This window comes from Phocaeicola sp. RTP21198st1_B8_RTP21198_201120 (assembly GCF_040929485.1).
GTDB classification, from domain to species: domain Bacteria; phylum Bacteroidota; class Bacteroidia; order Bacteroidales; family Bacteroidaceae; genus Phocaeicola; species Phocaeicola dorei.
Genome location: NZ_JBCOCI010000003.1, coordinates 80329 through 106682 on the forward strand (window position 1 = coordinate 80329; position 26354 = coordinate 106682).

The 26354-nt window shown below is 42.6% G+C and carries 22 protein-coding genes; 4 read left to right on the top strand and 18 right to left on the bottom strand.

Annotated elements, in window-relative coordinates:
* Positions 1 to 223: 223 nt before the first annotated feature.
* Both AB5935_RS02885 and AB5935_RS02890 read left to right on the top strand, forming a co-directional pair.
* The gene (locus AB5935_RS02885; protein WP_038611117.1) at positions 224 to 1453 is read left to right on the top strand and encodes a site-specific integrase; all 1230 of its coding nucleotides are present in this window, start codon (positions 224 to 226) and stop codon (positions 1451 to 1453) included.
* Positions 1454 to 1474: 21 nt separating this feature from the next.
* On the top strand, positions 1475 to 2677 hold the full coding sequence (locus tag AB5935_RS02890; RefSeq protein ID WP_038611114.1) for a site-specific integrase: 1203 nt from the start codon (positions 1475 to 1477) through the stop codon (positions 2675 to 2677).
* Between the two features lie 795 nt (positions 2678 to 3472).
* Here AB5935_RS02890 and AB5935_RS02895 read toward each other — a convergent pair.
* From AB5935_RS02895 to AB5935_RS02940, 10 genes are all read right to left on the bottom strand, one after another.
* Positions 3473 to 4615 carry a Fic family protein gene (locus AB5935_RS02895; RefSeq protein WP_038611111.1) on the bottom strand — a complete coding sequence of 381 codons (1143 nt, stop codon included), beginning with the start codon at positions 4613 to 4615 and terminating at the stop codon, positions 3473 to 3475.
* Positions 4612 to 5382, bottom strand: a complete 771-nt coding sequence (locus AB5935_RS02900) for a hypothetical protein (RefSeq protein ID WP_038611107.1) — start codon at positions 5380 to 5382, stop codon at positions 4612 to 4614. Before AB5935_RS02900 ends, AB5935_RS02895 begins: the two co-directional genes overlap by 4 nt.
* A gap of 9 nt (positions 5383 to 5391) precedes the next feature.
* Positions 5392 to 6219 carry a GIY-YIG nuclease family protein gene (locus AB5935_RS02905; protein ID WP_038611104.1) on the bottom strand — a complete coding sequence of 276 codons (828 nt, stop codon included), beginning with the start codon at positions 6217 to 6219 and terminating at the stop codon, positions 5392 to 5394.
* Between the two features lie 2 nt (positions 6220 to 6221).
* Positions 6222 to 8033, bottom strand: coding sequence for a hypothetical protein (locus AB5935_RS02910; protein ID WP_038611101.1), 1812 nt, complete (start codon positions 8031 to 8033; stop codon positions 6222 to 6224).
* A gap of 5 nt (positions 8034 to 8038) precedes the next feature.
* On the bottom strand, positions 8039 to 8827 hold the full coding sequence (locus tag AB5935_RS02915; RefSeq protein WP_038611098.1) for a toll/interleukin-1 receptor domain-containing protein: 789 nt from the start codon (positions 8825 to 8827) through the stop codon (positions 8039 to 8041).
* Entirely contained in the window at positions 8824 to 10197 is a 1374-nt protein-coding gene (locus AB5935_RS02920) for a restriction endonuclease subunit S (protein ID WP_051926302.1), read from the bottom strand. The genes AB5935_RS02915 and AB5935_RS02920 overlap by 4 nt, the downstream gene beginning before the upstream one ends.
* A 14-nt stretch (positions 10198 to 10211) precedes the next feature.
* Positions 10212 to 12224: a restriction endonuclease subunit M gene (locus tag AB5935_RS02925; protein WP_051926301.1), complete on the bottom strand. Its 2013-nt coding sequence runs from the start codon at positions 12222 to 12224 to the stop codon at positions 10212 to 10214.
* 6 nt (positions 12225 to 12230) lie between these two features.
* Entirely contained in the window at positions 12231 to 12434 is a 204-nt protein-coding gene (locus AB5935_RS02930; protein ID WP_038611095.1) for a helix-turn-helix domain-containing protein, read from the bottom strand.
* A 628-nt stretch (positions 12435 to 13062) separates the two neighbouring features.
* A complete protein-coding gene (locus AB5935_RS02935) occupies positions 13063 to 13383 on the bottom strand; it encodes a helix-turn-helix domain-containing protein (RefSeq protein ID WP_038611090.1) in 321 nt (106 codons plus the stop codon).
* Positions 13376 to 13726 (bottom strand): helix-turn-helix domain-containing protein, encoded by a 351-nt coding sequence (locus AB5935_RS02940; protein WP_007831911.1) that lies wholly within the window; start codon positions 13724 to 13726, stop codon positions 13376 to 13378. Before AB5935_RS02940 ends, AB5935_RS02935 begins: the two co-directional genes overlap by 8 nt.
* Positions 13727 to 14161: 435 nt before the next feature.
* On the opposite strand from AB5935_RS02940, the gene AB5935_RS02945 reads away from it, so the two are divergent.
* Complete coding sequence (locus tag AB5935_RS02945) at positions 14162 to 14722, top strand: helix-turn-helix domain-containing protein (RefSeq protein ID WP_038611087.1); 561 nt, start codon at positions 14162 to 14164, stop codon at positions 14720 to 14722.
* Positions 14723 to 14758: 36 nt separating this feature from the next.
* On the top strand, positions 14759 to 15172 hold the full coding sequence (locus AB5935_RS02950; protein WP_007831907.1) for a hypothetical protein: 414 nt from the start codon (positions 14759 to 14761) through the stop codon (positions 15170 to 15172).
* Positions 15173 to 15268: 96 nt separating this feature from the next.
* Here AB5935_RS02950 and AB5935_RS02955 read toward each other — a convergent pair whose 3' ends face one another.
* From AB5935_RS02955 to AB5935_RS02990, 8 genes are all read right to left on the bottom strand, one after another.
* Complete coding sequence (locus tag AB5935_RS02955) at positions 15269 to 15757, bottom strand: DUF3408 domain-containing protein (RefSeq protein WP_038611083.1); 489 nt, start codon at positions 15755 to 15757, stop codon at positions 15269 to 15271.
* A gap of 235 nt (positions 15758 to 15992) precedes the next feature.
* Positions 15993 to 16157, bottom strand: a complete 165-nt coding sequence (locus AB5935_RS02960; protein WP_165861703.1) for a hypothetical protein — start codon at positions 16155 to 16157, stop codon at positions 15993 to 15995.
* A 369-nt stretch (positions 16158 to 16526) separates the two neighbouring features.
* Positions 16527 to 17843: a sigma-54-dependent transcriptional regulator gene (locus AB5935_RS02965; protein ID WP_038611080.1), complete on the bottom strand. Its 1317-nt coding sequence runs from the start codon at positions 17841 to 17843 to the stop codon at positions 16527 to 16529.
* Positions 17818 to 20142, bottom strand: coding sequence for a hybrid sensor histidine kinase/response regulator (locus AB5935_RS02970; RefSeq protein ID WP_051926300.1), 2325 nt, complete (start codon positions 20140 to 20142; stop codon positions 17818 to 17820). Before AB5935_RS02970 ends, AB5935_RS02965 begins: the two co-directional genes overlap by 26 nt.
* Positions 20120 to 20920: a twin-arginine translocase subunit TatC gene (tatC, locus tag AB5935_RS02975; RefSeq protein WP_032935604.1), complete on the bottom strand. Its 801-nt coding sequence runs from the start codon at positions 20918 to 20920 to the stop codon at positions 20120 to 20122. The genes AB5935_RS02970 and tatC overlap by 23 nt, the downstream gene beginning before the upstream one ends.
* Positions 20921 to 21327: 407 nt before the next feature.
* A complete protein-coding gene (locus AB5935_RS02980) occupies positions 21328 to 23658 on the bottom strand; it encodes a glycoside hydrolase family 3 N-terminal domain-containing protein (RefSeq protein ID WP_038611077.1) in 2331 nt (776 codons plus the stop codon).
* Positions 23659 to 23677: 19 nt separating this feature from the next.
* A complete protein-coding gene (locus AB5935_RS02985; protein WP_038611074.1) occupies positions 23678 to 25105 on the bottom strand; it encodes a sialate O-acetylesterase in 1428 nt (475 codons plus the stop codon).
* Positions 25106 to 25153: 48 nt separating this feature from the next.
* Positions 25154 to 26347, bottom strand: a complete 1194-nt coding sequence (locus tag AB5935_RS02990) for an AGE family epimerase/isomerase (protein WP_051926299.1) — start codon at positions 26345 to 26347, stop codon at positions 25154 to 25156.
* Positions 26348 to 26354: the final 7 nt, after the last annotated feature.

Below are 26354 nucleotides of genomic sequence, written 5' to 3' on the forward strand. Positions count from 1 at the left end.
AGCATTTCTCTATATTCTTCCACATAAAGGAAAAGCAAAAAAGCGAGGCTTATTGAAGATACTCGGTTACCAAATCGTTAGCAGGGCTGTTACCGGTAGGGATAAGGTAACGAAGAGCGGATCAAATAATTTAAGCCAGCGATATATTACACTGATTGTCATAGTTTTGCATATCGAAGAACGCTTATAAAACAGGTAAATTTGCCACTAAAAATATAAGCGTATGAAAGTAGAAAAATTCAAGGTTTTGCTCTACCTCAAAAAGAGCGGACTGGACAAGTCGGGCAAAGCCCCGATAATGGGACGCATCACCGTTAACCGGACGATGGCGCAGTTCAGCTGCAAGCTCTCCTGCACTCCCGAACTGTGGAATCCCCGGGAAAGCCGTCTGAACGGCAAGAGCAAGGAGGCGGTGGAAGTCAACGCAAGAATCGACAGGCTGCTGTTGGCTGTAAACTCCGCATTCGATTCCCTTCTGGAACGAAAGACCGATTTCGATGCGACAGCAGTCAAGGAAGCCTTTCAAGGCAGCAAGGATACGCAGATGACCTTGCTCAAACTCTTTGACAGGCATATCGAGGAAATCAGGGCACGTGTAGGCATTGATGTGTCTCACCGCACCTTGCCCAACTACCTTTACACCCGCAACCGTCTCGCTGATTTCGTCAGCAGCAGGTTCAAGGTATCCGACCTTGCTTTCTGCCAGCTCAACGAGCAATTCATCCGGGAATTTCAGGAGTTTGTCGTGATAGAGAAAGGCCTGGGCGTCCAGACAGTGCGCCATTACCTGGCTATCCTGAAGAAGATCTGCCGCATAGCCTTCAAGGAGGGATATTCGGACAAATATTATTTTGAACACTACAAATTACCCAAGCAGAAGGAAACAGCTCCAAGAGCATTAAGCAAGGAGGATTTCGAGAAGATACGGGATATAGAGCTTACCGGATGCCGCCCGGAACACTCCATTGTCAGGGACATGTTCCTTTTCGCCTGTTATGCCGGAACCTCGTACGTGGATGTGGTAGCTATCACTCTCGACAACCTGTCAAGGGACGATAACGGGGCATTGTGGCTGAAATACCGCCGGGGAAAGAACGGGCAGTTGAGCCGTGTGAAGCTGTTGCCTGAAGCTATAGCTCTTATCGAAAAATATCGTGATGACACAAGGCCGACTCTGTTTCCCGTAATTCCATACCAGGCCCTGAAATGGTGTCTGACGAGCATCAAAATGAAAGCCGGCATCAAGGGACGTTTGTCCTACCACATGGGGCGGCACTCGTTCTCGACTCTCATGACCCTCGAAAACGGCGTACCTATCGAGACTGTCAGCAAGATGCTGGGGCATGCGGATATAAGGACCACCCAGGTGTATGCCCGTGTAACCCCTAAAAAGCTTTTCGAGGACATGGACAAATATATCGAGGCGACAAAGGAACTGAAACTTGTTCTCTAACCCTTAAAAAACGATTCAATCATGCGAAGTACATTCAAAATTCTATACTATATCAACCGCAGTAAGGTCAAGGCGGACGGAACTACCGCCATCATGTGCCGTATTACCATTGACGGCAAGAACAGCGTGTTTGCCACGGGTTGTTACTGCAATCCCAAAGACTGGAAAGCCAAGACCGGAGAGGTAAGGGACGCAAGGACGAACAACCTCCTTGAAGCACTCCGCTCCAGAATAGAGGCCTCATATGACAAGCTGTTGAAGGATGCGGGCATGGTCACGGCAGAAATGTTGAAGAACGAGATTTCCAGTGTGTCTGCCGTCCCGGTCACATTGCTGAAAGCCGGGGAAGAGGAACGGGAAAGACTTAGAATCCGTTCCGAAGTGATAAAATCTACCTCTTCTTACCGCCAGTCCAAATCCTCACAGTCATACCTGCATGAGTATCTGCTGTCGCTGGGTATGAGGGACATCGCCTTTGAGGATATTACCGAAGACATCGGCTGGGGCTATAAGCTCTACCTGAAATCCAAAGATTGCGGGGCGGGACATATCAACCACTGCCTTACATGGCTGAACAGGCTTATCTATATTGCCGTGGACAGGGAGGTTATCCGCTTCAATCCGCTTGCGGATGTCACATACGAAAAGAAACCCGACTCCAAACTGAGGCATATTAGCAGGGCGGAACTTCAACGGATTATGGAACAGCCCATGCCGGAGAGGTTGCAGGAGCTTACCCGGAGAGCGTTCATCTTTTCAGCCTTCACGGGCTTGTCATATGTCGATGTAAAACGGCTTTATCCCTCGCATATTGGAACAACCGCGGACGGAAGACGCTTCATCCGTATCAACAGGAAGAAAACCGATGTCGAGTCCTTTATACCGTTACACCCCGTAGCCGAGCAGATATTGTCCTTGTACAATACAACCGATGACGGCAGGCCGGTATTCCCTCTGCCCAATCGGAACAGGCTTTGGTACTGCATCCATGAGATAGGCATATTGGCCGGTGTGAAAGAGAATCTCAGCTACCACGCGAGCAGGCATTCGTTCGGGACCTTGACGCTTTCGGCAGGTGTGCCGATTGAGAGTATCAGCAAAATGATGGGACACACGAACATCAGGACCACGCAAGGCTATGCCAAAGTGACCGATGATAAAATTTCCGAGGATATGGATAAGCTGATGGAAAGAAGAAGTAAGAATGGAGCGGATTCTAATTAGAACCACCATTTCGCGGTCGCCTGTTCCCTCGCCGTCCATGGAAGTTAGTACAGACTTTATTGAAAGTGAAAAGGCCAGGCGGCCGTGCCGTTTCGGGCAGAATCTTCCTTTGCGGGCAAAGGGTATTCAGCCCGAAAACCTTTTCCCTTTCACGTCTGTACAATAGACGCTGACGGCAGCGGAAACAAGCGACTGACGGAAAAGTCGATATAAAAACAACCAAAAGAGAAACAGCATACTGACAGTAGGATGCTACCGGTCTGTATGCTGTTCTGATATTCCATAGGAGAGATATTTTTTGAAACACCAAGAAAAAGGCAGACGGCAAACTGCGCTCCCTCCAGAAAAATCAATCCGTTTTTTCGACCACTTGCCAATATTCGCCTTTGTCCAGTTCGATGTGCTTTGTCACTTTGTCAGCATTCGGTCCGGCTATCTGCTTTCCTACAGCGTTGTTCGGCAAAAACTTTTGCACTTGGGGTGTTGTCCTTAGAAAGCATAGTGAATGATTTTCTTCCTACTTTTTATTTCTTCTTCTCTTTTGTCGATTTCTCCTTACTTCTTGAGTTTTCATACAAGCTTCTCTCCATTGTTGTAAATGACATCCAAAAGTTCGTTTGCAAGTTTGATGTCTGCAATTTTTAAAATACTATCTTCTTCTGTTGGATAGCCAAGAATATTGACACTGCCGTACCAGCATATTTACACCACTGATTATCAGTGATAATTCATTTTATCAGACAACCTCCGTTTTTACAAGTACATAGAATGTAAGGAAAATGCAGTTCTCGTCTGTCATTTTTGCATATAGTTAGAATTATACACTGCCAATCCTTTAATCGTCAACAGATATTTCTGACGGGGATGGCGAGGCTTGTCGGGGTAGAGCATAGAAACAAATCCCTCTTTTATGGCTGGATTGAGTGAGTATTCCATAAAATTCTCACGGTCTTTTAATCCTACGGCTGCCATCATCTCTTTGACAGATAATCTATTGTTCGCAATAGCTTTTATTAACCGGATGATATTTTCATTATCTATCTGTAATGGATTCTCTGAGCTTATCGGGGTACTTGTCGGGGTACTTGTCGGGGTGCTTGTCGGGGTGGCGATGACCATGTCTTCGGGAGCATTGACTATCATAAAACGATTCCTCAATTCATTGTTTTCTCCCATCAATAGGTTGCGAAAGAATCGTTCCAAATAGGCAGATTCCCTTTTGATTCCTTTTTGTATGTTTTGATAGTTGGCTCTAACTAAAGCATTACGGAAGTACCAAGAGTGTTTAGCGAAAAGGTCATTCTCAACATTGAATCCCATCGAACGTAAATATTGGATGGCAAACACTGCTGTAGTTCGGGTATTACCTTCTCCAAACGGATGAATCTGCCACAATCCCGATACGAATTGAGTTACATGGCTCGCTATTTGATAAATGTCCAACCCCGTATAATCAAACGTCTTTTCTTGTTCAAGGTCATATTCGATGGCTCTCCGAATGTCTGGAGCAGATACATAGAATACGGTATCACCACGAAGCACCCATTCTTTTTTAGTAATATTGTAATCTCTGATTTGTCCAGCAAATTTGAATACACCATCAAATATCCGTCGATGGATAGCAGTCAATCCAGCTACAGTGAAAGCAAACGAACGTTCGTTCAAGAGCTTGGTTATATTAGCAGAAACTTTATCAGCTTCCTCCGTTTCGTTATCTTTTTCAGTACGAATATCTTTCGAATCGTAGTAACTCTTGATAAGTTGTTGTACTTCATCAATGGTTATATCCCCCTCAATATGCTTACGAGCAGTGTCAATAAGATATTTGGAGGGCTTCAGGCCATCTACCGCTTGAAGTCCTATTGCCGTTTGCCACGCATAGCCTTTTTCACGCTTTTGCGGTTCGCCTTGTTGGATGTATTCGTCGAAGTTTATCATGGGGCTATAATTTGGTTGTTTATACTTGGTGTAGCCCATAACCAACTACCTTCTAATTGTTGTTGTCCATTAATAAATTCTATTTCTATAACTTTACTTGCAAATCCAATATTCTTTTTAAGTGTATCAATTTCAATATCTGACAATGTAAAATGGAATAAATGTTCGATATATTCATTTGTATCAGCTATATGTATTTTACATATGGCTTGATAATCTCCTGTTTTCCATATCATGGAATTTTTGTAAAGTCTTAATAGTTGATTATATTCATTAGAACGCTTTACCATATCCACATTAATCTCTCCTGCAATTTTTTGGTTCTCAATGAATGAATTCAATTTATATGTAAGTTGTTTCCTTTCTTCAATGAAGGATATCGATTGAAATCCTACAAATTTTTCGATTAAAACATCTTTATACGCATTGATAGCTATTGCATTTTGCCGTTTAGCCATTGTAGCATTGCCGGCTGGTGCTTGAAGTTCATATAAAGTTTCACTATACCAGATCCATTTAAATGTATGATTCGCACCATCTTTATCTTTGATAATTAGTTCAATATTGTCTATTAAGGCGTTTTTATGCCTAGATAAAAAAGATAACCTTATATTGAATGCATTACCAAATTTGATGAAACCAACTTCAGCTTCTTCGTCATGATATACATTTACTTTTGGTTTTTGTAGCCAATGATATATCCATAAAAATATTTGTGGTAACCATGCTAGTGCTCCTAGAATTGCAATAATATCTATTATTTCCATATTTTAAAATTAATACAACTGTTTTCTATAAACTGAATCTAATGTATTTCCATCTTTATCTTTCCATACTAACCAGCCGTTATTGCTGCTACCAATACAGAAATCTGCGGCAGTACTGGGACTTGAAAAAGTTTTATCCGATGTCAATACCAATATTCCGTTTTCATTAGCGGTGTAGTCTTGAAGCATCTTTTCTCGCTTTTCTTTCCAGTTGAAAGACGGTACCATTGTTGGGGCAACAATGCTTCCTTTTAGGACTGTGAATCCATCAGAACTATAGAAGCCTTTTGCATTGCATCCTCTACCTTTGGTGTAGAACAAATGTTCTTCCTTCGGTTGTGATACTTCAAAGATATTGCAACCGATAAATGATGCCAAAAACTTCACATCTTCGAAAAATTCATCTATTGAGTCCTGTTGATGTTCTGGTAGATTCGGTGCTTTAGGGATTTGTTTATTATCGCTTAAAACAAAAGCGTTTGCTTTCTTGGCTTCAGCTATCGCTTTATACTCTAAGTATTGCACATCAACTTTAGTCATATCGGCATCTTTCGATACGAATATGAGCGCTTTTTGCCAAAACGCTTTTTTGCTGTCGTGGTCTTTTACACGTTCTTTAAAGTTTTCCGTTTCACCTATATATGCCTGTGGCTTGGTTGATTCATCTTCGCCCAGTAATATATAAAACGCAGGTTTTTGCAACTTCTCTTGTGTATTCAAATAAGAGAGGTTAGAACGTGGCACGACAAACATTTGGCAAATCTTGTTGCTAATGAATGCGTATTGAGTTCCTTTCGGGTCTCCATCAATGAGATATGTTGTTACTGTTTTGCCCATAATTATACACCGTAATGCTTTTCTAATCGTTCTACAAGTCCATCAACTAACTGGGAATAATCCTTAAAACGAAGTTGTGACAAATTCCTTAGATTGAATCCAATAAATTTATCCACATCTTTTCTCTCTTTATTGTGGTCAGTGTCTTCTTTATATAATAATATCATGTTAGGAATCATATTGTGAGATTGTGCCACCCCCATTGCATATCCTATTTCATGATAAACATTAATGTTGGCACTACTTAAATCTGCAATAATCAAACTACATGACTGTATAGCATCCAATATTCTATCTTGAATGGAAAATGTGCTTGATTCAATGGTTCTATCAATTCTAATAGGTCTTGGATTCAATGTTATATTGCGATGTTTAGCATTAAATGTCTCTACTGCTCGAACAATCTTTTCGTATATCAATTCACTTTGAGAATCCCCAAATTGCATTGATATGAATATTTCATTTCTTTTTGTCTGATGTATTCGCTCAAACATATTTACCAAGTTCTCTGAGCCATCGTCGGACAAATCGTCTGCATCAACAATTTTGTTTATTCCATTTTGCTTCGCCCAATACACAAAGGATTTAAGTCGATTATTATCTAATAATGCATAAAACACCATTGCACATAAGAAAGAAATATTCCCATATTCGTTTCCCTCAAATTGTTCATATTCTCGTCCAACTATATTTAAAGCTTGTTCTATGGCGTTTGCATCTTGCACCTTGTCGAGAAATGATTGATAAGTTTTCAATTGACTCTTTCTGACTTCTAATGAGTATTTTGCTCCATTGTATTGATTTTGCAAATCGCGTACTTGCAAACTATATCCATAAATATCTTTCTCCAGTGTCCTATACTCTGGTGAAGTTACATCATAATTGCTCCTAAATTTGAAATCATCTAATTTCTCTACAAGTTGATTATGCAATGTTTGAAGTTCAGCTAATTGCGAATCCAGTTTTTCATATTTTGCTTGAGTGCTTGGCAACTTTTTTTGCTCTTCTTCGCATGCCTTTTTAATTTCTGGAATAAACTTGTTAATTAATTGTACGATTCTCAAACAAGCAGTACGATAATAGTCTTGGTCAATAGAATCATTAACCCTTAACCAAGGAATCGCATTGTATCGTCCTGACTTTACTTGTTCTATTAGGCGAAGTGCAATTGGGTATTCTTTCCCTAAATTTTCTTTATCGTCAAACACATTCAAATCATGAATAATTTTCAAACTTGCCTCTTGTCTTAATGGTTCTTGCTTAAAATTTATGTTATGAAATATACCAGCTTCAAACTTGTCCGCTTGTTCTTCTGCTGAGAATATCACAGTAAAAGGCACAATAAGTTTTTTCAACTCATTTATGTCCGCATTTGTTTCAGTCCAAACGCTATCAGCAGGACTGTCAAAAGGTTCCAATCTATGATTCCCGTCAACCCTAACTAATTCAGTATTCGTTCTTTTGATTAAATAAGCATGTCTTGCCCGATACCCCTCATAAGGGAGTCTTTCACTTAAAACTTTTAATCCAGGAACAAATTGGGCATCATCTCTATCTACCGCATTATCAATACCGATATTTCTTGCAAAGTTCTCATAATCATGTACTCTGCAAGCAAGAGTAATTTCAGGGAAATACTTGTATTCTCCATTTGCAAGAAACTCAACGATTTCTTTTTTATGATTGTCCAAAGCATTTCTTTGATATGAATCTGGTTTATGAGATATTGCGGCCAGATCCTTTATGGGTGCGAAACCTCTAAGCACTACATAATGATTAAATGTCTTATATATTATTCCTTCTAACTTTGCCATAATCTCTACTTGATGTTGTTTATATATTTTAGAAATGCTTCTCTTTGGCGACTCCAGATTTCCTTATCCGGTAATCCAAAATATTCTATCATTTCCTTATGTAGCGCATCTAAGGCTATAGATGAATTTATCATTTCCGCCTTTCGTGTGTCGTACAACCAACCTATTTTGTTAAAATTCACATCAGGTAAAAGATATAATCGTACTTTGTTGTCGTAAGCCCATACTGCTCCCATTTCATTAATACAGATTTCGCTGGCCTTGTATTTTTTAGAAATTATCAAGAATGAATAATCTACATTTTGAATATTCGTTTGTATGTGTTTACGAATATCCTCACCATTTTTTACTCCCATTTCTTCAATAGAAGTGCAAAATATGTCTTCGGCTTTTATTCCTATACCGAATTGTAAAATGTAATCAACAAATTTTTCAACAATGTCTTTATTCTTGGACGAATGGCTTATGAAAATTCGTTTACTGTTTACATTTTTCTTTTCTAAAGAAACGATACAGTCAACAATAGCTTCAATCGCACTTAAATGTATAATTTTGTCATTGTCATATTGCTCTATATGTTTCTGTAATAACTGGGATATTGTTGGATATTTGACTTTGGTGTTTTCTACTAAAGACAACAAATTTGTCTCTAATAGTTTTATATCACCATTAATGTCGTAATCTGTGTAAATAACCCCACACATTTTATCTATAATTTTGTTATGAGAAACTTTTATTTGTTTATTTATAATGGTCTGGCATTGACATGCAATGCAATAGATGTCTTCTTTCATAAATTACCTAATATTATGTTTTCTATTTCCTGCTTTGTTTTTTCAAGTAATTCAACTCCTTCTTTTTGAAGTCGTTTTGCTTGTTGCCGTATTGAAACAATACTTTTTACTATCTCATCTTGAACCTCTATTTCGGGTACAGGAATAAGCATTGTAGATATTTCTTCAAGATTTATGTTAGCTCTAGCTACTGGTCGTTTTAGGCGATCAAGATTTAGCTGACCTATTGAAGATTTGATAACTTCCTTAATATATTCCGGATTATATCCATCTTTCAAGCGTACTAAAGCTATTGCCTGATTGATATTTGCTTCACGAGACGAATGGAAAATTCCCACTTGTCCTATTGTTGCGCCAACAATAGCAATCATTATATCACCTTCTTGTACTTTTGATGACTTCATTCGCGTATCATGGACTTCGTGTTTTATATATAACAAATTATCAAAATCCACTTCCCCCATTATGTCAATGTTCCCGCTTCTGATAAATGCTATACCATGTTCAGAATCAGTATAATCATCACCACCTGATTTTGGAGTAATACCACTTGTTATCAATACGGAAATATCTCTCAATCTTACCAAGTTGTAATTGGAAGTCTCTTTTAGATGTTTAAATGCTTCTTCAAAGTATTCATTATGGTAATAAGGGTCATACCTATTGCCTATTAATTGAGATAGTGTAACTTTGTTTTTTTTGGCATAAGTATCTCTTGAAGGCAGAATAACTCCAAGAGTCTTTAGTATAAAAGAATCTATATCTCCTAATAATAGTTTTGCCTTTTTATCATTTCCAAATTTATCGTTTAATCCCTTTTTGTATATTCTTATTATTCGTTCTTGCTCTTCATGTTGAATTATAGGAAGAACTAAATTCTCTATATCTGTTGTTTGCAGTCTTGGGAGGGTATTACCTGTCATCAAATGTTTTGTTTGAGCAAGTACAATATTGGAACGGAGAATAATGGTGAGAAAGTCTGGATTAATTCCTTTTGCCTTGAAAATATGAAACTCTGTAGAACATTTTCCATCAAATTCTGCCCGATATACTTTATTCAAATATGGCCTCAATTTTGGAAATAGGATATCGCCTCGCTTAAACACCGCTGCGGATGATATTGATTGTTTTTCTTCTGTGGGAAAATATTCACCAGTATTACTTGTAATATTTTCCAATCCTATGTAAATATCTTTGTCAGATAATGTTTGGGTCGTTGTTTTTACATTAATAACAATGTCCTTTAATTTACACCACTGTCTTGAGGCGTAAATTCGTTTCAACATTATCATTCTTTCCTGGTTGAATTGATGCGGATCTAATCTGCTATTTATAGCATCACTTATATGTATGATATTAGTTGTCACCATTTCTTTTAAATGAATTATAGCGTTCCTATATATTCTTTTATTTTAATTGCCACCTCTAGAAGTTCACTGCCTTCTATCTTCTTTCCAGTAGCATCATAACCAATATTTTCAACTTCTATCATCAGCACCTTATAGTCATTAACAAACTGAAAAATCCGCTCCTTATAAAGCTCTAATATCCGTTCTGTGCGCTGTTCCTTGTCAAGGCATTTTTCTTTCTGCACAATAGCCTTAACATCTTTGAGCGTTTTCTCAAATTTCTGAGTCACAACCTTTGGATGTTTTTTGAGAAATAAAATAGAAGATTTTACACCAGCTTTAACGTGTGAGAATGTATGCTGTGGTAGAGAAACGACAGCCAGTATTCTGAATTTTTCTACTAGCCAATCACGTACATATTGACTTGTTGAATTTGTCAGAATACCATCAGGGACAACGATTGCCAAATAGCCGTTTTCTTCATTTAGGTATTTGTAACATCGCTCCAAAAACAGAATTTCTGTACTTTGAGAGGTTCGCCATTTCTTTTTATTGTTGTCATCTGCAATCCGCTCCTTTATCTCAGTTATACCAAGATTCTTCTCAAATAGCTCATATTCTTTATAATAGTTTACTTCGTCTGCCTTAATAGTGGAACCAAATGGAGGATTGGTCATAATCAAATCAAACGTCCCATCTTGGAACTTAAGATTACGATTTTCAATTTCCAATGTTTTATTGTTCTTAAGACCGTCATTGGTAATGATGTTTGTATGACCGTCATCGTGAATTATCATGTTCATTTTGGCAACGCGCGATATTTGTTCGTTGATTTCAATGCCGAATAAATGTTTTTCCGCAAACTCGTGCCAATAATCTTTCCATGATGCACTTTCTACATCCTCACCATATATTTCATTCGCTTCGTCACGAATTGCTTTTAAAGCATGAAGCAAGAAACCACCACTTCCACAGGATGTGTCAAGCACTTTCCAGTCCTTGTCGATATTTATGGAATTAACGATAAACTCAACAATCGGATTAGGCGTAAAAAATTGTCCGAAATCTCCACGGAAGAATTCTCCCATGAAACTTTGAAAGGCAACCCCTTTTGCATCAAGATCTGTTCTGGAAAGATTTATGTCTTGTAGATACTGAACGACTGTATATATCTTATGCTTATCCAACTTGATGGCATCTTTGAAGACTTCAGGGTCTTTCTTTCGTCCATGCTCATACAATTCTCGAACACGTTTTTCAAGTTCCGTTTTGGCTTTCAGGTTTTGTTTGTCATCTTTGTCCTCGGGATAAGAGATGATTTGAAAGGCAAATGGTTCCCCTTTTGTCTTTGGTGCATTATCCCTCCATTTCTCATCCCATATTTTACAGAAAATAAGTTTATCCAATTCATCGAAAGCTGTAGTAGGAGCTAAAGCTCCGCCACCCCACAAAGCGTCGTGAGCTGATTTGAACTTTTGTCGCAATTCTGCTTGTGTCCCAGCCTGAGGTTCTTTTGCACCTTTTACATATTTATACCTTTCGACTTTCCCCGCTCGTTTGGGAATATCTGAGATGCTAATTCGTTCTACAGGATATAGTTCAACTATCTCAAAGTACTCATCTTTAATCCCAGACGTAACCCAGATATACTGACTTGCCAAAGAATGGGCATAGCTATATGCTTGATCAACTGCAACTTGAAATTGTCTTTCGTTTATTTGTTCCTCTTTACATTCAACTACAATCAAGATTTTGGAATTTGTCTCATTATAAACAAGAATATCCGCTTCTTTTGTTGAAGAACCTACTTGAACATTTTCATTGACAGATATATTCAGAGGCGAATAATTATAGTCAATAACAAGTTTTAGATATGCTGTTGCTTGTACAAATTCCTCTGGATTACTGAGTTTACGTTTTGTATTATTCTTACAATGGTATGTTATATAACTATTATCGTTGTTGATAGTAATATAATTATTCGCAATTCCCTTTTTAAATAAATTCGTGGAAAGCAATTCTTTTATTTCGTCTTGAGTCTTAGCCATAATATATCAATCTTTACTATCAATTAAATCTTTGGGGTCAATTTGAAGAATCTTTGCTATTTCAAACAATACTTCTAAACTGGGTTGACGTCTGTTGCAAACGTATGCATTGACTATACAGAAACTTTTACCGAGTTTTTCTGCCAGCCAAATTTGCTTGATTCCTCTTTCTTCAAGCACCTCTTTTATCCGGTTCATGGGTTTATCCATCGCATTATCTTTATATTACCAATATGTTTGCAAAGATATAAAATTATCTGCTATATAAAGAGAAAAGGAGAGGAAAATCCCCTCCTTAACCTTAAACCAAATATCAGATATTCAAGTCTTTCATCGCCAATCCATAGTTGTCTTACCCGAACAGGTCTTTATGGATAAATTTTAAACCGAGTATCTGATAATACTTGTAGTCATCACCTTGGCATTTTGCATCACGCTACAACTGTTTCTGTAGCCGAACTTCTCACACAAGTAGAGATTGAAATCAAGAATTAAATCTTTTTGTTCCACAAAGCAAGAAGAATATAGAATTTTGCTTGTTTCCAAATCGCTTTTGAAAGCTGGATGAAGCGGGCAGACAGCAAACTACACTCCCTCCAGAAAAATCGCCTAGATACTCCGTCAGCCTTCATCCTTACTTCTGTCTTTTCACTGTTTTGGAGTATGCCTATCCGTTCTACAGCAAGTAGTGTTACGGTCTTTAGAAAATGGATTGATGTTTTTCTTACTACTTTTCGTTTTGACATCATTGTATAAAGAAAGTTACTTCTACGTAGATTACTATACCCGGAAGGTAGTTTCACGAAATAAAAGCAACTTTACGAGGGTAGATTCAAGTTCATCTATTCAAACGGTACGCTTCCCTGTACCCGTCCATCAGCACCCGTTCAATGTCGGAAGCCCTATACAGAATTTTTCCTCCTACCCGGATATATGGCAGTATGCCATTGTTGCGGTAATCCTGTAGGCTCCTGCGGCTGACCTTCAGTTTCACCGCCAGCTCCTTGTCGTTGTAATAGCGTTCCCCGTCCAGTGACGGCTTGTTGCTGTCGCATATTTTCTCCACCCTTTTTGAAAGGTCTTCCAGCGACGAGAAAAAGGCTCTCACACGCATGTCGTTTTCCGGTGTCAGCAGCCGGATGTTGCCATTGTCATTCATAAGCACGATATTTATGATTAACTGTATCAGTATTACAATTTCTTCCTTTATTGGCTACAATACACCGTTTCATCTCCACCACGGGAAAGACAGTCTTCACATCCTCCGGCCTGTAATACACCTTGTGGCTTATCTTGGTGTAAGCCAGCGTCCCATTCTCCCGCATCGTCTGTAGGGTTCTCGGACTGATACCGAGCAGCCTGCACACGTCATCGCTGTCAAGCCATTCCCTCTCTCCCAGATCCTCATGTTCCCGGTAGAGACGTTCCACCTTTCCCGCGAAATTCTCGAACTCCGAGAGCATCCTCTCGAAAGTCGCCTTGTCTATGACCACTACTTCCATATTCCTGTAATTTTAAGTTTAACATTGATTTTTTATTGTAAAAACGGAATGGCAGACAGATGGTATCTGAAAGGGATTCATGTGCCCGTAAACCGTTTCGGAAGCGAAGAAAATAAAAAAACGGGAATCGCCTACAAACCGGACGGCACGTGTCTCCAATAGACATTCTTTTTCACCGTCAGGTGAAAAAATCAAAGGTGGAAACCTCAAAGGACACCCTTATTTCTTTGAAGCAAAGGTAGCCGTTCCCCACCGGGGCGCAAGGCTGGGCCCTGCGGGTCGGCTGGGAAAAAATCATCCTCACGCTCCGCGCTCCGGTATTTTTTCCAGCCGAGCCTTGACACCTTTCCGGCGGGAGAACGGCTGTAAAGCATACAAAGAAACAAGAGTGCCTGCACCGCAGGCCGGATGTCTAACAGATAAAAATCAAAGGATATGGCAACAAAAGACGTGAAAGAATTCAACGGATGGTTTGGCCGTTCATACGCGAGACTGAAAGAGAGCGTGTCCCTTTATGGAAAGATCAACGAGGACGCGTTCCATGACGCGTATCTGGCAGTCAGGAAGCAGGTGATGTTCTCAAACAACGGAATAGAGGACTTGGAATCCTACTTCTTCGGGTGTTATCGGAAAATCCTGCAATCGGGAACAAGGGAAGACAGCCGTTACGACAACCCCGGGGACGAGTATTTCTCAAGACTGGGTGAGGCGGACTGCACGGAAGAGACCGATGAGCGGGAAGAGATGCTTACCGGGTGCGACAGGCTGGTAAGGGACATACAGAAATTCTTCAGGCGGCACTTCTCCTACGAGGATTACAGGATATTCATGCTGCGGTTTTACGAGACCGGCAGCTCGTTCCGTACCATCGCCAGACACATGGGCGAGAAAACATCGGTGGTGGCACGTAGGGCACAGACCATGATGGAATCCGTCCGGGCGAACCGGAGATTCATTGCCCAAAGAAGACTGATTATGGCCGGCGAGGCGGCATGACAGAAAATAAATGTATCACTAAAAACATGATTGATTATGAAACTGACAGTTTATGACAAGAGCAATTCACATCCGGCACTGACCTACAAGGGAAAACGGATCATCACGGTATGCCGTGACGGCAGCATGTACCTGAGTAAGATATTGAGCAGGGAACTTAAACTGCACGCCGGAAACCGGCTGGGAATCGCCAGGGACGATGACAGGCCGAAAGACTGGTACATGTTCGTATCGGATGACGAAAACGGCTTCATGATATGGAATGACCCACGTTGCGCCCGTTTTTCCAACAGCTTCATAGCCGGAATGATACTCGATGCCGCGAAGGTGGAGAAATGTGCCGGATTTATGGTGGCAAGGGAGCCGGTGAAGGTGGACGGAAAGTTCTGTTACAGGATAATCCTTGACAATCCGATACCGAAAGGAAGGAGAGCCACCGGTACGAGATGAACACGGGACCGTTAAAGAGAAACGGGGGGGGCATCCGGCTGAAGGAAGAGATTCCGACAGCCGGGTGTCCCTTTTCTCATGCGGCCACATGTAGAATCATAACGGTTTCAGGTTGATACGGCTGCTGTATAGGGCATTCAGCTCGTCACGGTACTGTTCCAGGTGTGCCGAGAGGATATTGTCTATATAGCACGAGATGCTGACGGTCGGTGCTATCACGGAAAGCAGGATGCGCACCCGTTCGTAGTTGTCACTGCTGACATAGGTCTGTCGGCGCTCCCTTACAACGTTGTTATCAAACAGATGTTCGGGATAATCCTGCAAGCCGTTCCTTTTCTGGCGTGTTTTCTCTCGGAGGACCGGGGTCGGTACTTCTTCACCGGTAGATATGCCGGAATCTTCCACTTTGTTTGGTACGGCAGGAATCCCGGATTGATTTTCCGTTTTTGGTTCCTTGCCACCTTCTTTGGGGGAGTCGGCAGCGTTGTTTCCATGATTTTTTTCCATGAAGACGGCAGGAATGTCCCCAGTCATCATGTCGCGTATCTGCTCCTCGTTGATTTTAACCTCTTTTCTCTTTGCCATAATTATATATTTTAGATAGTTGGACAATTCTTTTCCGGCAATCTTGCATTTCCCTCATGTCGTGAATGCGACCATATGACCATTCCCGCATGTGAGTATCGCTGAACGGGTATGTACATCCACCAAATAAGTCGGTCACGTACCCAATCCCTCATGTGTTCCGTCCGGCATTAAGACGGTCACGCATTCATACATGGGGGAGTGGACGCATTATTATGTTCTTATATGTTTCCGTTCACCCGTTACCCAATGGGCGGATGCAATAATACACCCCGTACTTGACGAACACATGGATAATTGTGCGACCGGACGCGTTCTGACATGCGGCAAAATAACGATAAAATTTCCGGATTGCCACTATCATGGCGGTCTGCTGACGGTCTGTGACACCGTGTGTCATCCTGTTACACCGCCCAAGTGTCTCGATGGCTCCAGTTTTGGGTATTCAAGGAATGATAAAGATGGCGGTAGAAGGGGTTTATTGGCGGAAAGCGGATAGAATGCCACATTTTGATTTTTCGGAAGAAAAATTCATGTTCAAGCGAACATGGCAAGTTGTGTTTTGGGGCACCCGAAATTATTTCCGGCACCCCAAAACAACTTGCCACTCGCCTGAAGGCTCGGGACGGGCTTCACTCCGAAGTCGTTGCGCCTGAAGACGGAAAATCAGGAACAAAAACTTGAAAAATGACCGTAATAATATATACAGTCGGCCTCTCAAAAAATGGCCGCTACTGAAAAGAGAATGAACTTTATTCGTGTTTTCAACCTACCGCAGTCCGTATTTTTTCATCTTCCGATACAATGTCGCGGGATTTATTTTCAGTAACCGCGCCGCTTGTTCACGATGTCCGTTGCATATTTGCAGGGCTTTTATGATGGATTCTTTTTCTATTTTCTCGTCTTTCAATGGTAACATGATAGAGGCGATCTCCCCATTCGTGTGCTCCATTTGACCTCCTGTATTTAACTCAGGAAGTTCCAATAAAGGATTTTCCGAAACCAGCACGGCACGCTTGACACGGTTTTGCAGTTCGCGCACGTTGCCCGGCCACCGGTAGGCAAGCATCCTGCGTTTGGCATCCTCCGTAAATCCCCGTGTCTCCCTTTTCAGTTCTTTCGAGAAGCGTTCACGGAAAAACTCTGCCAACGGGAGGATGTCTTCCGGGCATTCCTCCAGAGAAGGCTGCCGGATATCAAACTCGTTCAGACGATGGTAAAGGTCTTCCCTGAACCGCCCCTCCTTGATAGCCAGTTCCATATTCTCGTTTGTCGCGGAAATGACCCTGACATCCGAAATCCGTTCCCTGCCGCTACCGATCGGGGTATATACATTCTCCTGCAATACCCGAAGAAGCATGGATTGGATTTCATGCGGCATGGTGCCTATCTCGTCAAGGAACAGCGTGCCGCCTTTCGCCAGGTCGAAATATCCGCTCTTTGCCGTATCCGCACCGGTGAACGCGCCTTTCTCGTGCCCGAAAAACAACGAGGCGGCCAACTCACGGGGCAATGCGCCACAGTTTACGGCGACAAAAGGCTTGCCATATCGTTCGCTGTTGTCATGGATGGTCTGTGCCACCGATTCCTTACCGGTCCCGTTGGCTCCGAGTATCATCACGGACATCTCGGAAGGGGCGACCAGTCTGGCAAACTTTTCCACTTTCAGGATCATGGGGCTTGTGCGGTGAAACAACTGCCTCTCCTGCTTTCTCACGGTGGCTACGGGATGGAATATATCTTCCGCCAGTTCCAACAGGTAATCCCTGTGTACCGGTTTAGGCAGGTAGTCCCTGGCTCCCAGTTTGATGGTGCGCACAACGTCCGGGACGGAAACGTATTCGGTCGTTATGATGAACGGGATGTCCTTCTTCTCCTTGCGCAGCCATTCCAACAGGGAAATGCCGTCGCCTTCCGGCAACCGCACGTCCGACAATATAAGGTCGAACTGCGTTTTGCGTATCAGCGAGCGGGCTATCGGCTCGTTCATGGCTGTCACCGCTTCATAACCGGCTTGGGAAAGCCAGTCTTTCTGTATTTGTGACAGCCCCACATTGTCTTCAACTATCAGTATTTTCCGTTTCATTCGTCAGTCTTTTTATCTCGGCTTCCGCCGCCCTGATTAGCGTGGCGGTGCTGTCTATTATCTGCCGGGTATATTCATTTAACTCTTTGTCGCTTGTTTCTCTGTCCTTCAGAAAAGTACGGTAAGCCAGCAGGGGCTCTTCCATCCGCAGTAACTCCCACATCGGTTGCATCCTGTGGGTGATTTCACGCAACTTATGCCGGTCGCTGTTTTTTATGGCGGCATCAAGTTCCTCCCTATCCTTTTCCGACTGGGATATGAAGGAAAGCAGTGCCTTGTACTTGTCACTGACCTCGGAAAGTACCATGTTGAAATCAACCTCCGGCTTTTCCTCCCGCCTGTCTGTCTTTATCCTCGAAAACAGTCCGAGCAGTTCCGAGGAAGAAAACGGCTTATAAATGTAGTCCGTAAATCCGGCATGGAGAAAAGCCTCCTTGTCCCTGTCACCACGCGCGGTCATGGCGATAATGGGGATCGTGCGGGAGTTCCCGATATTCGAACGACGCAACAGGGTCAGCAAGTCGAAGCCGTTGGTTCCCGGCATCTGAATGTCGGAAAGCAACAGGTCATAATCCTTGCCCCGCATCGCCTTGACTATATCTTTGGTGGTTGTGCAGGCCGTACAATTCATGCCGTTGCGCTCCAGCATTTCCTTTATCACGTCCAGTAGCATCGCATCGTCATCAATGACAAGCACATTCTGAGGCAGATGTGCAGGGTGTGGTATTGTCAGGCTCTCGCTCTCTATTGTTTCATCCGTGGTTTTCAATGGGAGCGTCACGCGGAACGTGCTGCCACGGTCAATATCACTCGTAACGTCTATTGTCCCGCCAAGCAGGTTGACAAGACCTTTTGTTATTGGCAGGCCTAATCCGAAACCCTCCGCGTTCCTGACGGAACCCAATCGTTCAAACGGACGGAATATACGAGAAAGCGCATCTTTACTCATGCCTATGCCGGTATCCTTGACTTCCAACAGCAACTTTCCTTCGTTATAACGGGCATTCAAACTGATCGTGCCGGTTTCCGTGAATTTGACGGCATTGCTGAGCAAGTTGTCCAGAATCTGCTCGATACGGTCCACGTCACCGCAAAGTTTGACATCGGTATCGGTAAAGTCGTGGCTGAACAGGATGCCTTTGTTGTTGACCACATGGGAGAAGCCAAAGGCAATGCGTTCCAACAGGGCGTTCAGGTTGAACGGCACATCGTTGCGGGTTTCTTTTGCCTCGTTCAGGCGGTACACGTCCAGCAGGTTGTTAAGCAGATGTACAATATGTCGGCACACGATCCTGATGTTGTTCAGGTGCGTGTTTCTTCGTTTCTTTTCCCTAGTATCCACGGCAAGTTCCGCGCTACCGCTGATTACGTTCAGAGGGGCACGGATGTCATGGGAGATTGTCAGGATGATATTCTTCCGCATCTCTAACAGCGCGATGTTCTGCTCTATCGTTTCCTCCAGGTGTTTCTTGTTTTTTGCCTTGACCTTAATATCCCGTTGTATGACAAGATATGAAATGAACAACAGGATGATTGAGAATATAATCAAGCCGGTAATGACCAAAGTCGAATGTTCGTAGGATGCTTTCAGACGCGCCTCCTTGTTTCGGAAAGCAGTCCATGTCTGTTCATCCAGACTTGTAATCAGCATTCGCAGTTTACGGTTGAGTTCTTTGTTACATAACCGCAGGCTGTCTGTATAGGCATCTATGTCCCGTTGCTGTTCATTCATCAAGGAAATCAAGTTTTTATCCAACGAGGTTTGCCGGGTTGTGACAACGGGTATCTGTACGGTTTCCTTGCCTCCGAAGAATCCGGCGATGCCTTTCTTTTTACGGGTAACTGTCCGGGTAGTTGTTTGTTTCGTCACGGTTGGCTTCAGATTGAACAAGAGAGTGTCTGTTCTTTTTTGTTTCCGTGAGGCTTCCATGATTTGGAACAGATGCTCTTCTTTGGCGGCTAACAATGTGCGGAGCGAATCAATCTGAGCGAGTCGTATGAAATCCTCGCATTGCACTCGTAAGATTTGCAGCATGGAATCGGTCTGCACACAACGTTTCCGGTAAGCCAGGGAATCCTCATTGTTCCACACCAAGACGGATTCGCCATAAGTCACCAATGCGGTAACATAGCGGTGGGCGGTGTTGATGTCATATTGGGTCTGGAAAATGGCGATTGATTCGTTTTCTATCTTCTGTACCCGGTTACGCTCATGGAGAACAATAGCGACCATGCTGCCGATGATCGCCATCAAAAGGAAATATCCAATGAATATCTTATGTTGCAACAGTATCTTCATTCATCTTTGAGTTTTTTACAATCCATATACTCATTTCATAAAGTACCCACATCGGCAGGGCGACCAGCGAAAGCGTGAACACGTTCGATGTCGGCGTAATAATCGCAGCAACCACAAGGATTATCACAATGGCGTGTTTGCGGTACTTGCGCATGAAATCAGCTGAAAGGAAACCCAGTTTGGCAAACAGCCACGAGAGGATAGATATCTCGAAGATAACACCCATCGCAAGGCACATCATAACGAGTGTTGAGATATACGAATCAAACGTGATGAGATTATCCACATCACCGTTCACCTGATAAGTTCCCAAGAAACGGAATGTCAGCGGAAAGATTAAAAAGTAGCTGACGAGTACCCCCAGAGAGAACATCGCATAGCCACCTCCGACCATTCGGATTACATATCGCCGTTCATTATCATAAAGCGCAGGAGATACAAATCGGAACAGTTGGTAAAGTATGTAAGGAGAGGTACACAACATACCGGCACACAATGCCGTCTTCATGTGAATGATGAACTGCTGAGCAAACTCCGTGTTGATAAACCTGATTGAGAATGGAGGTATGCTGTTTCCTGTCCATAAAATTATTCGGTTGAGTAACCGATAAGTGATGAATTTACCGTTTTTCGGAGCAAGTATAACATCAAACAGCTGCTCCTTGAAGAAGAATGCCGTAATAACGAACACGACGGTTACGGCGACGATCTTCATGACTGTCATCCACAGAACCTCCAAATGTTTCCTGAGGGATTGTATGCTCTTATCAGTTGCCATATACTTACTTCTTTTGTTCGGAGTCATTGATTTCGTCTATCTCTTTTTCGACATTGTTCACTTCGTCCTTGAAGGAACATACTCCTTTACAGATACTTTTTATCAGTTTGGTTATCTTCTATCCATCGAAAAAGCTGTAGAACAACCAATGCAAACCATACTTCTTGCACATCTATCCCACTAATAATTAACATAGTGGTGTCATAGATTTTTATTTAGTGTCGGCTAAATAAATATTTCGCCACACATAGAGGCTAACAGATATAGCCTCTTATGATGACGAAGTTCGGTTAGAGTAAAATAAAGTCTCTTTAAAGACCCCATCACGTTCTTGGCAAAATAGCACATGCCCATCCTGCATCGTACTGTGTCTGGTAATTGGGGGCTTATGATATTGTCGCTAAAAATTATTTATTAGGAGTTTCCCATTTCTTCGTATCGCTGCATTGAATTATGATTTGCTCACTGCCGCAAGTCATTCTGAATTCTCCTTTTTCGAGTATCCATTTTCCGTCGTAACCTACAAAGGCGAGGTCGCTGCCTTTCAACTTCAGACTGACTGTCCGGGTCTCGCCCGGTTGCAACGAGACTTTTTCGAATCCGCGCAAACGGATGTTGTCAGGTGTAAGACTGGCCACCAAGTCACTGGAGCAGAGAAGCACGCTTTCTTTTCCTGCCATCTTGCCTGTGTTGGTCACATCAATACTGAAAACAAGTTCATCATCAGCGGTGAAAGAAGAACGGTTCACACGGAAGTTGCTGTAACGGTAAGTAGTATAGCTCAGTCCGGCACCGAATGGCCATTGTACATCCATTACAGCATCGTAGTTGTAATTTCCGTCCATTTGGCCTATGTTTTCACAAGGCTTGTAGTCATAAGTAGCTAGTGAGTTAATCAAACGAGGATAAGTGAACGGCAATTTACCGCTGAAATTCGCATCACCTGCCAGTAGGTTTGCAAGTGCGTCAGCCCCATAGTTGCCAGGCAACATGATATGTACCACAGCTTTTGCTAGCGGAACAATTTCATTGATAATACGCGGACGACCTTCGTTCAGCACCATGACAATCGGTTTCCCTGTTTTAGCCAAAGCTTTTATCAATTTTTTTTGGTTACCTGAAAGATTTAAATCAGTCAGATTACCCGGTGTCTCACAATAAGAGTTCTCTCCGATGCAGGCGATGATAATGTCCGCTTTACTAGCTGCTTGTACTGCCTTCTCTATTTTTGGTTGGTTCTCCTGCCACCACAGAGAGCCTTTCCCGGTGACATAGGTAACGCCTGGTTCATAAATAATATGATTTCTGCCATATTTATTGCATAAGGCTTCGTAAATGGTATGATAAGCTTCTGCACATTCATCGGCCTTGTCACCTTGCCAGGAATATGACCATCCTCCATTTAGTGAACGCATGGAATGGGCATTGGGTCCGGTTAGTAAAATTGTTTTTCCTTGAGCTAAGGGAAGTACATTTTCTTCATTCTTCAATAGTACCAATGACTCTTCGGCTGCCTTTTGTGCTACTTGGGCAAATTCACTGCTGCCAAATTTATTGTATTCTTCAATATTCCAATAAGGATTTTCAAACAACCCCAAACGGTACTTTAAGCGGAGCACACGGCGCACAGCATCATCAATACGACTCATCGATACCTCACCTTCTTCCACTAGTTCTTTCAGCCACGTACAGAAACTCACCTCATAAGGAACCATGGACATATCAATGCCCGCGTTGATGGCAATCTTGATGGCTTCTTTCTTGGTGGCGGCAATGTGATCGCGGGTACAAAGATTGTTAATATCGGCCCAGTCTGTTACAATCATGCCATCCCAGTTCAAATCCTCTTTTAACCATCCAGTGAGCAGTTCCTTATTGGCGTGAAAAGGCATTCCGTTGTTCACACCCGAATTGACCATGAGAGTTAGCGCACCGTTGCGGATACACTCCAAAAAAGGAGCGAAATGTTTTTCGCGCAAATCAATTTCCGAAATGGAAGAGGGAGTACGGTCTTTGCCCGAAACAGGTACGCCATACCCCATAAAATGTTTCAAACTGGTTGCCACATGGTACTTGTCTATTCGATTCGGATTTTCTCCTTGGAATCCTTTTACTGCTTCGACGGCCATTTGGGCATTGACGTAACTGTCCTCACCATAGCTTTCCCACATACGCGGCCAGCGCGGATCGCGTCCCAGGTCCATAACAGGAGCATATGTCCAAGGGATACAACAGGCTTTTGTCTCGTAGGCAGATATTTCGCACGAACGGCGTACCAGTTCGCGGTTGAAGGTGGCCGCCATGTTAATTCCTTGTGGAAAGAGGGTACCGTCAAGGGTATAGGTTGTACCATGAATTTGGTCTACACCATAGATACAAGGGATGCCAATCTCTTGTAATGACTTTTCTTGGATTTGGCGAATAGTTTCCGCCCACTTTTCTTTGGTCTGTGCCACACTGAGGGGAACATTCAGGATGGAACCTATTTTGTATTTCCCGATGACGGTATCGAGCAAGGCTTCGCTCAACTTAAAGTCATTCGGGCTGCTGAAATCGGTTATTACATCGATGGTAATTTCACACATCTGTCCTACTTTCTCTTCCAGGGTCATCTTTTTCAGAAGAGATTCCACTTTCTTTTCTATCCGGGCATCCGAAGGAATGGCCGGTTGCACTTGGGCACATACGTTTGTTGCCATACTGAGAGATAATACTGTTGCTACTAATATATTTTTCATGCTGGTTTAATTTATTTGTTTACCAATGATCTGTTCTGAATGGAATGACGGGCATACCGCGATGATTCTTTAAATTGCCGGGTTGGAAGTTATGAAAGCAATAACGCACAGCCACCGGATGTTTCACTTTATCCGAATGTACCCGGATGGTTTTCTTTTCAGGGACGAGAACGGCTACGGCCGGATAAAACACTTTATCTGCTCCGGCTATCTCGAAACCTTTTATATCTTTCCACGGACTCAGTCCTTCATCTGCATGGTGAAAAGTCAGTTCTACTGTGTCACTTTGTATACTCATGTTCCAATAAGAAGGATATTCGCAGGCTATGCTTCCATACTGATAGGTCTTGTTCAGTGCAAGATAAGCCAATCGTTTGCCCACTTCTTCTTTTTGGCAGGGATGAATTTGCGACTTTTCGTAGGCATAAACCAAATCGTTAGTACATACCATACCGCTATTGGGAATGAGAGAAGATGCTTGGAACTGTGCTTCGCGTAATAATGCTCCGCTGATTCCTTCACCATAATCATATGGAGCAATTTCTACCAAATAAAAAGGAAGTTCTCCCTTTCCCCACTCTTTGCGCCAAAGCTCAGCCATGATTCGCAGACGTTCGACATATGTTTTCTCTTTACCTACGTTCGATTCTCCTTGATACCAAAGAAATCCACGAATGGTATAGCGTTGAAGGGGCTTTAGCATGCCGTTATACATAACTGTCGGTGTATAGTAATCCCATTCTTTCCCTTTTTCTGGCTTCTTGATTTCCTTTTTTAAGTCAACATCCCGAAAACCTTCCACTACCTCACGAGGCAGCCAGCCTTCTACACGCGAGCCACCCCAAGCGCACGAGATAATGCCTACTGGTACACGAAGCACCCGGTGCAACATCCTGGCAAAGTTGAAAGCGGTTGCACTGAAATAAGGTGCGTTGAAAGGATTGCTTTCTTTCCAACTACCCGCTACATGTTCTTGGGGAGTCAATGCACCGGTCTTGGGAATGGTAGCCATACGAATAGCGTTCCATTCGCCAGAGGTGGCTATCGTTTCGTTAGCATGCTCTATCGGACAATTCCAGAAACCGTTCAGCGGCATTTCCATATTCGATTGTCCAGAGCAGAACCAAACTTCACCAATTAGTATGTTTTGGATGCGAGTTATTTCTCCATCTGAAAACTCAATACTGTATGGAGTGAAATCGGCGGCAGGAGTCTGTATGCTTACCTGCCATCTTCCTTCATTATCGGATTGAGCGGTTATCGTCTGATTATTCCATGAAGGAGTTACGTTGACCGTAGTGTTCGGTACTGCCTTACCCCATAGCTTCACTTCTGTCTGTTGCTGTAATACCGCATGGTCGCTCAGAATTTGGGGTAAAACTACTTTGGCTGATAAATTTCCTCCGAAGAGGTACAGCATACAAAGCGCTATGATTATTCTTTTCATACCTTTTCAATGTTTAAAATCGTTCTCAAAAATAATGAATGACAGTTTTTAAACAAATCTTTCCATAATTTCCATACACATGCGTCCATTGTGATAAGGACATTTCCAAAATCCCGCTTTGTCTTCATTTCGATTCACACTACCGTCGGCTCGGAGACTCCAGTACCATTCTCCATTCTCGCGGTCTATCAAATTCCGTTTGACGAATTCCCAACACTGTAAGGCACGGGATAAAGACAGTTTGTCATCAAAATGCTGATACAAATTGATATAGCCCACAATGGTCTCTGCCTGAACCCACCAATGGCGGTCGGCATCTATTGAAGCCGTGTCCACATTTTGTTCATATAGCATACCCGCAGTGGTTAGAAAACCTTCGGTGCCAGCTTCGGCAATGTCAATGATACGAGGCTCCACTTCGTCCAATAGTGTTTTGTCATCTAGCACCATGGCAGCTTCGTGAAGGAGCCAGGACGCTTCAATGTCGTGTCCGTAGGAGATGATATGGTATTGGCTTTCCCAATCGTCATTGAAGAAGAGCTGTAGATGCGATGTGTCTGTATCCAGTATGCGATCGATGAACAAGCGAACGAGGTTGTACAGCTGATGTTTCAGGTAATCGTCTTTCCATACCCTGAACAGGTTGGTGTACGGCTCAAGAATGTGCAAATGGGTATTCATGGTCTTGCGTTCGTTGGCATCCTTGTTGCTGAGACGCATATCATCCAATTCTTCCCATTCTCGGGTCAGTGCTTCGAAATATCCGTTTTTCTTTCGGTCAAAGCTGTGCGCCTCAATGTCGTGAAACAAACGGATGGCGTATTCCAACGCTTCGTTGTCTCCCGTAGCACGATGGTATTCACTGAGTCCGTAGATGGCAAACCCAATGGCATAGATCTGCTTCTTGGTGTCTAGCGGGCGGTCTTCGGCACTGATACTCCAATAAATTCCTCCAAATTCCTTGTCGTAGAATCTGTCGATGATTTCACGCTTGGCACGGGTGGCAGTTTCCAAATATTCAGGCTTATGCAATAGGCGGTAAGCCGAAGAGAAAGTCCAAAGAATACGTGCGTTCAAGATGGCTCCTTTCTCAGCTTCGGGCATTAATACCTCTTGTCCGTTGATGCGGCCATAGAATCCGCTATGTTGTACGTCTATCATTTTATCCATCCAATAGGGAAGGATGTTGGTGGTAAGTATTTCCTCCACCTCTTTCTTGAGTTGAAATATCGTTGTTTCCATTCTCTTT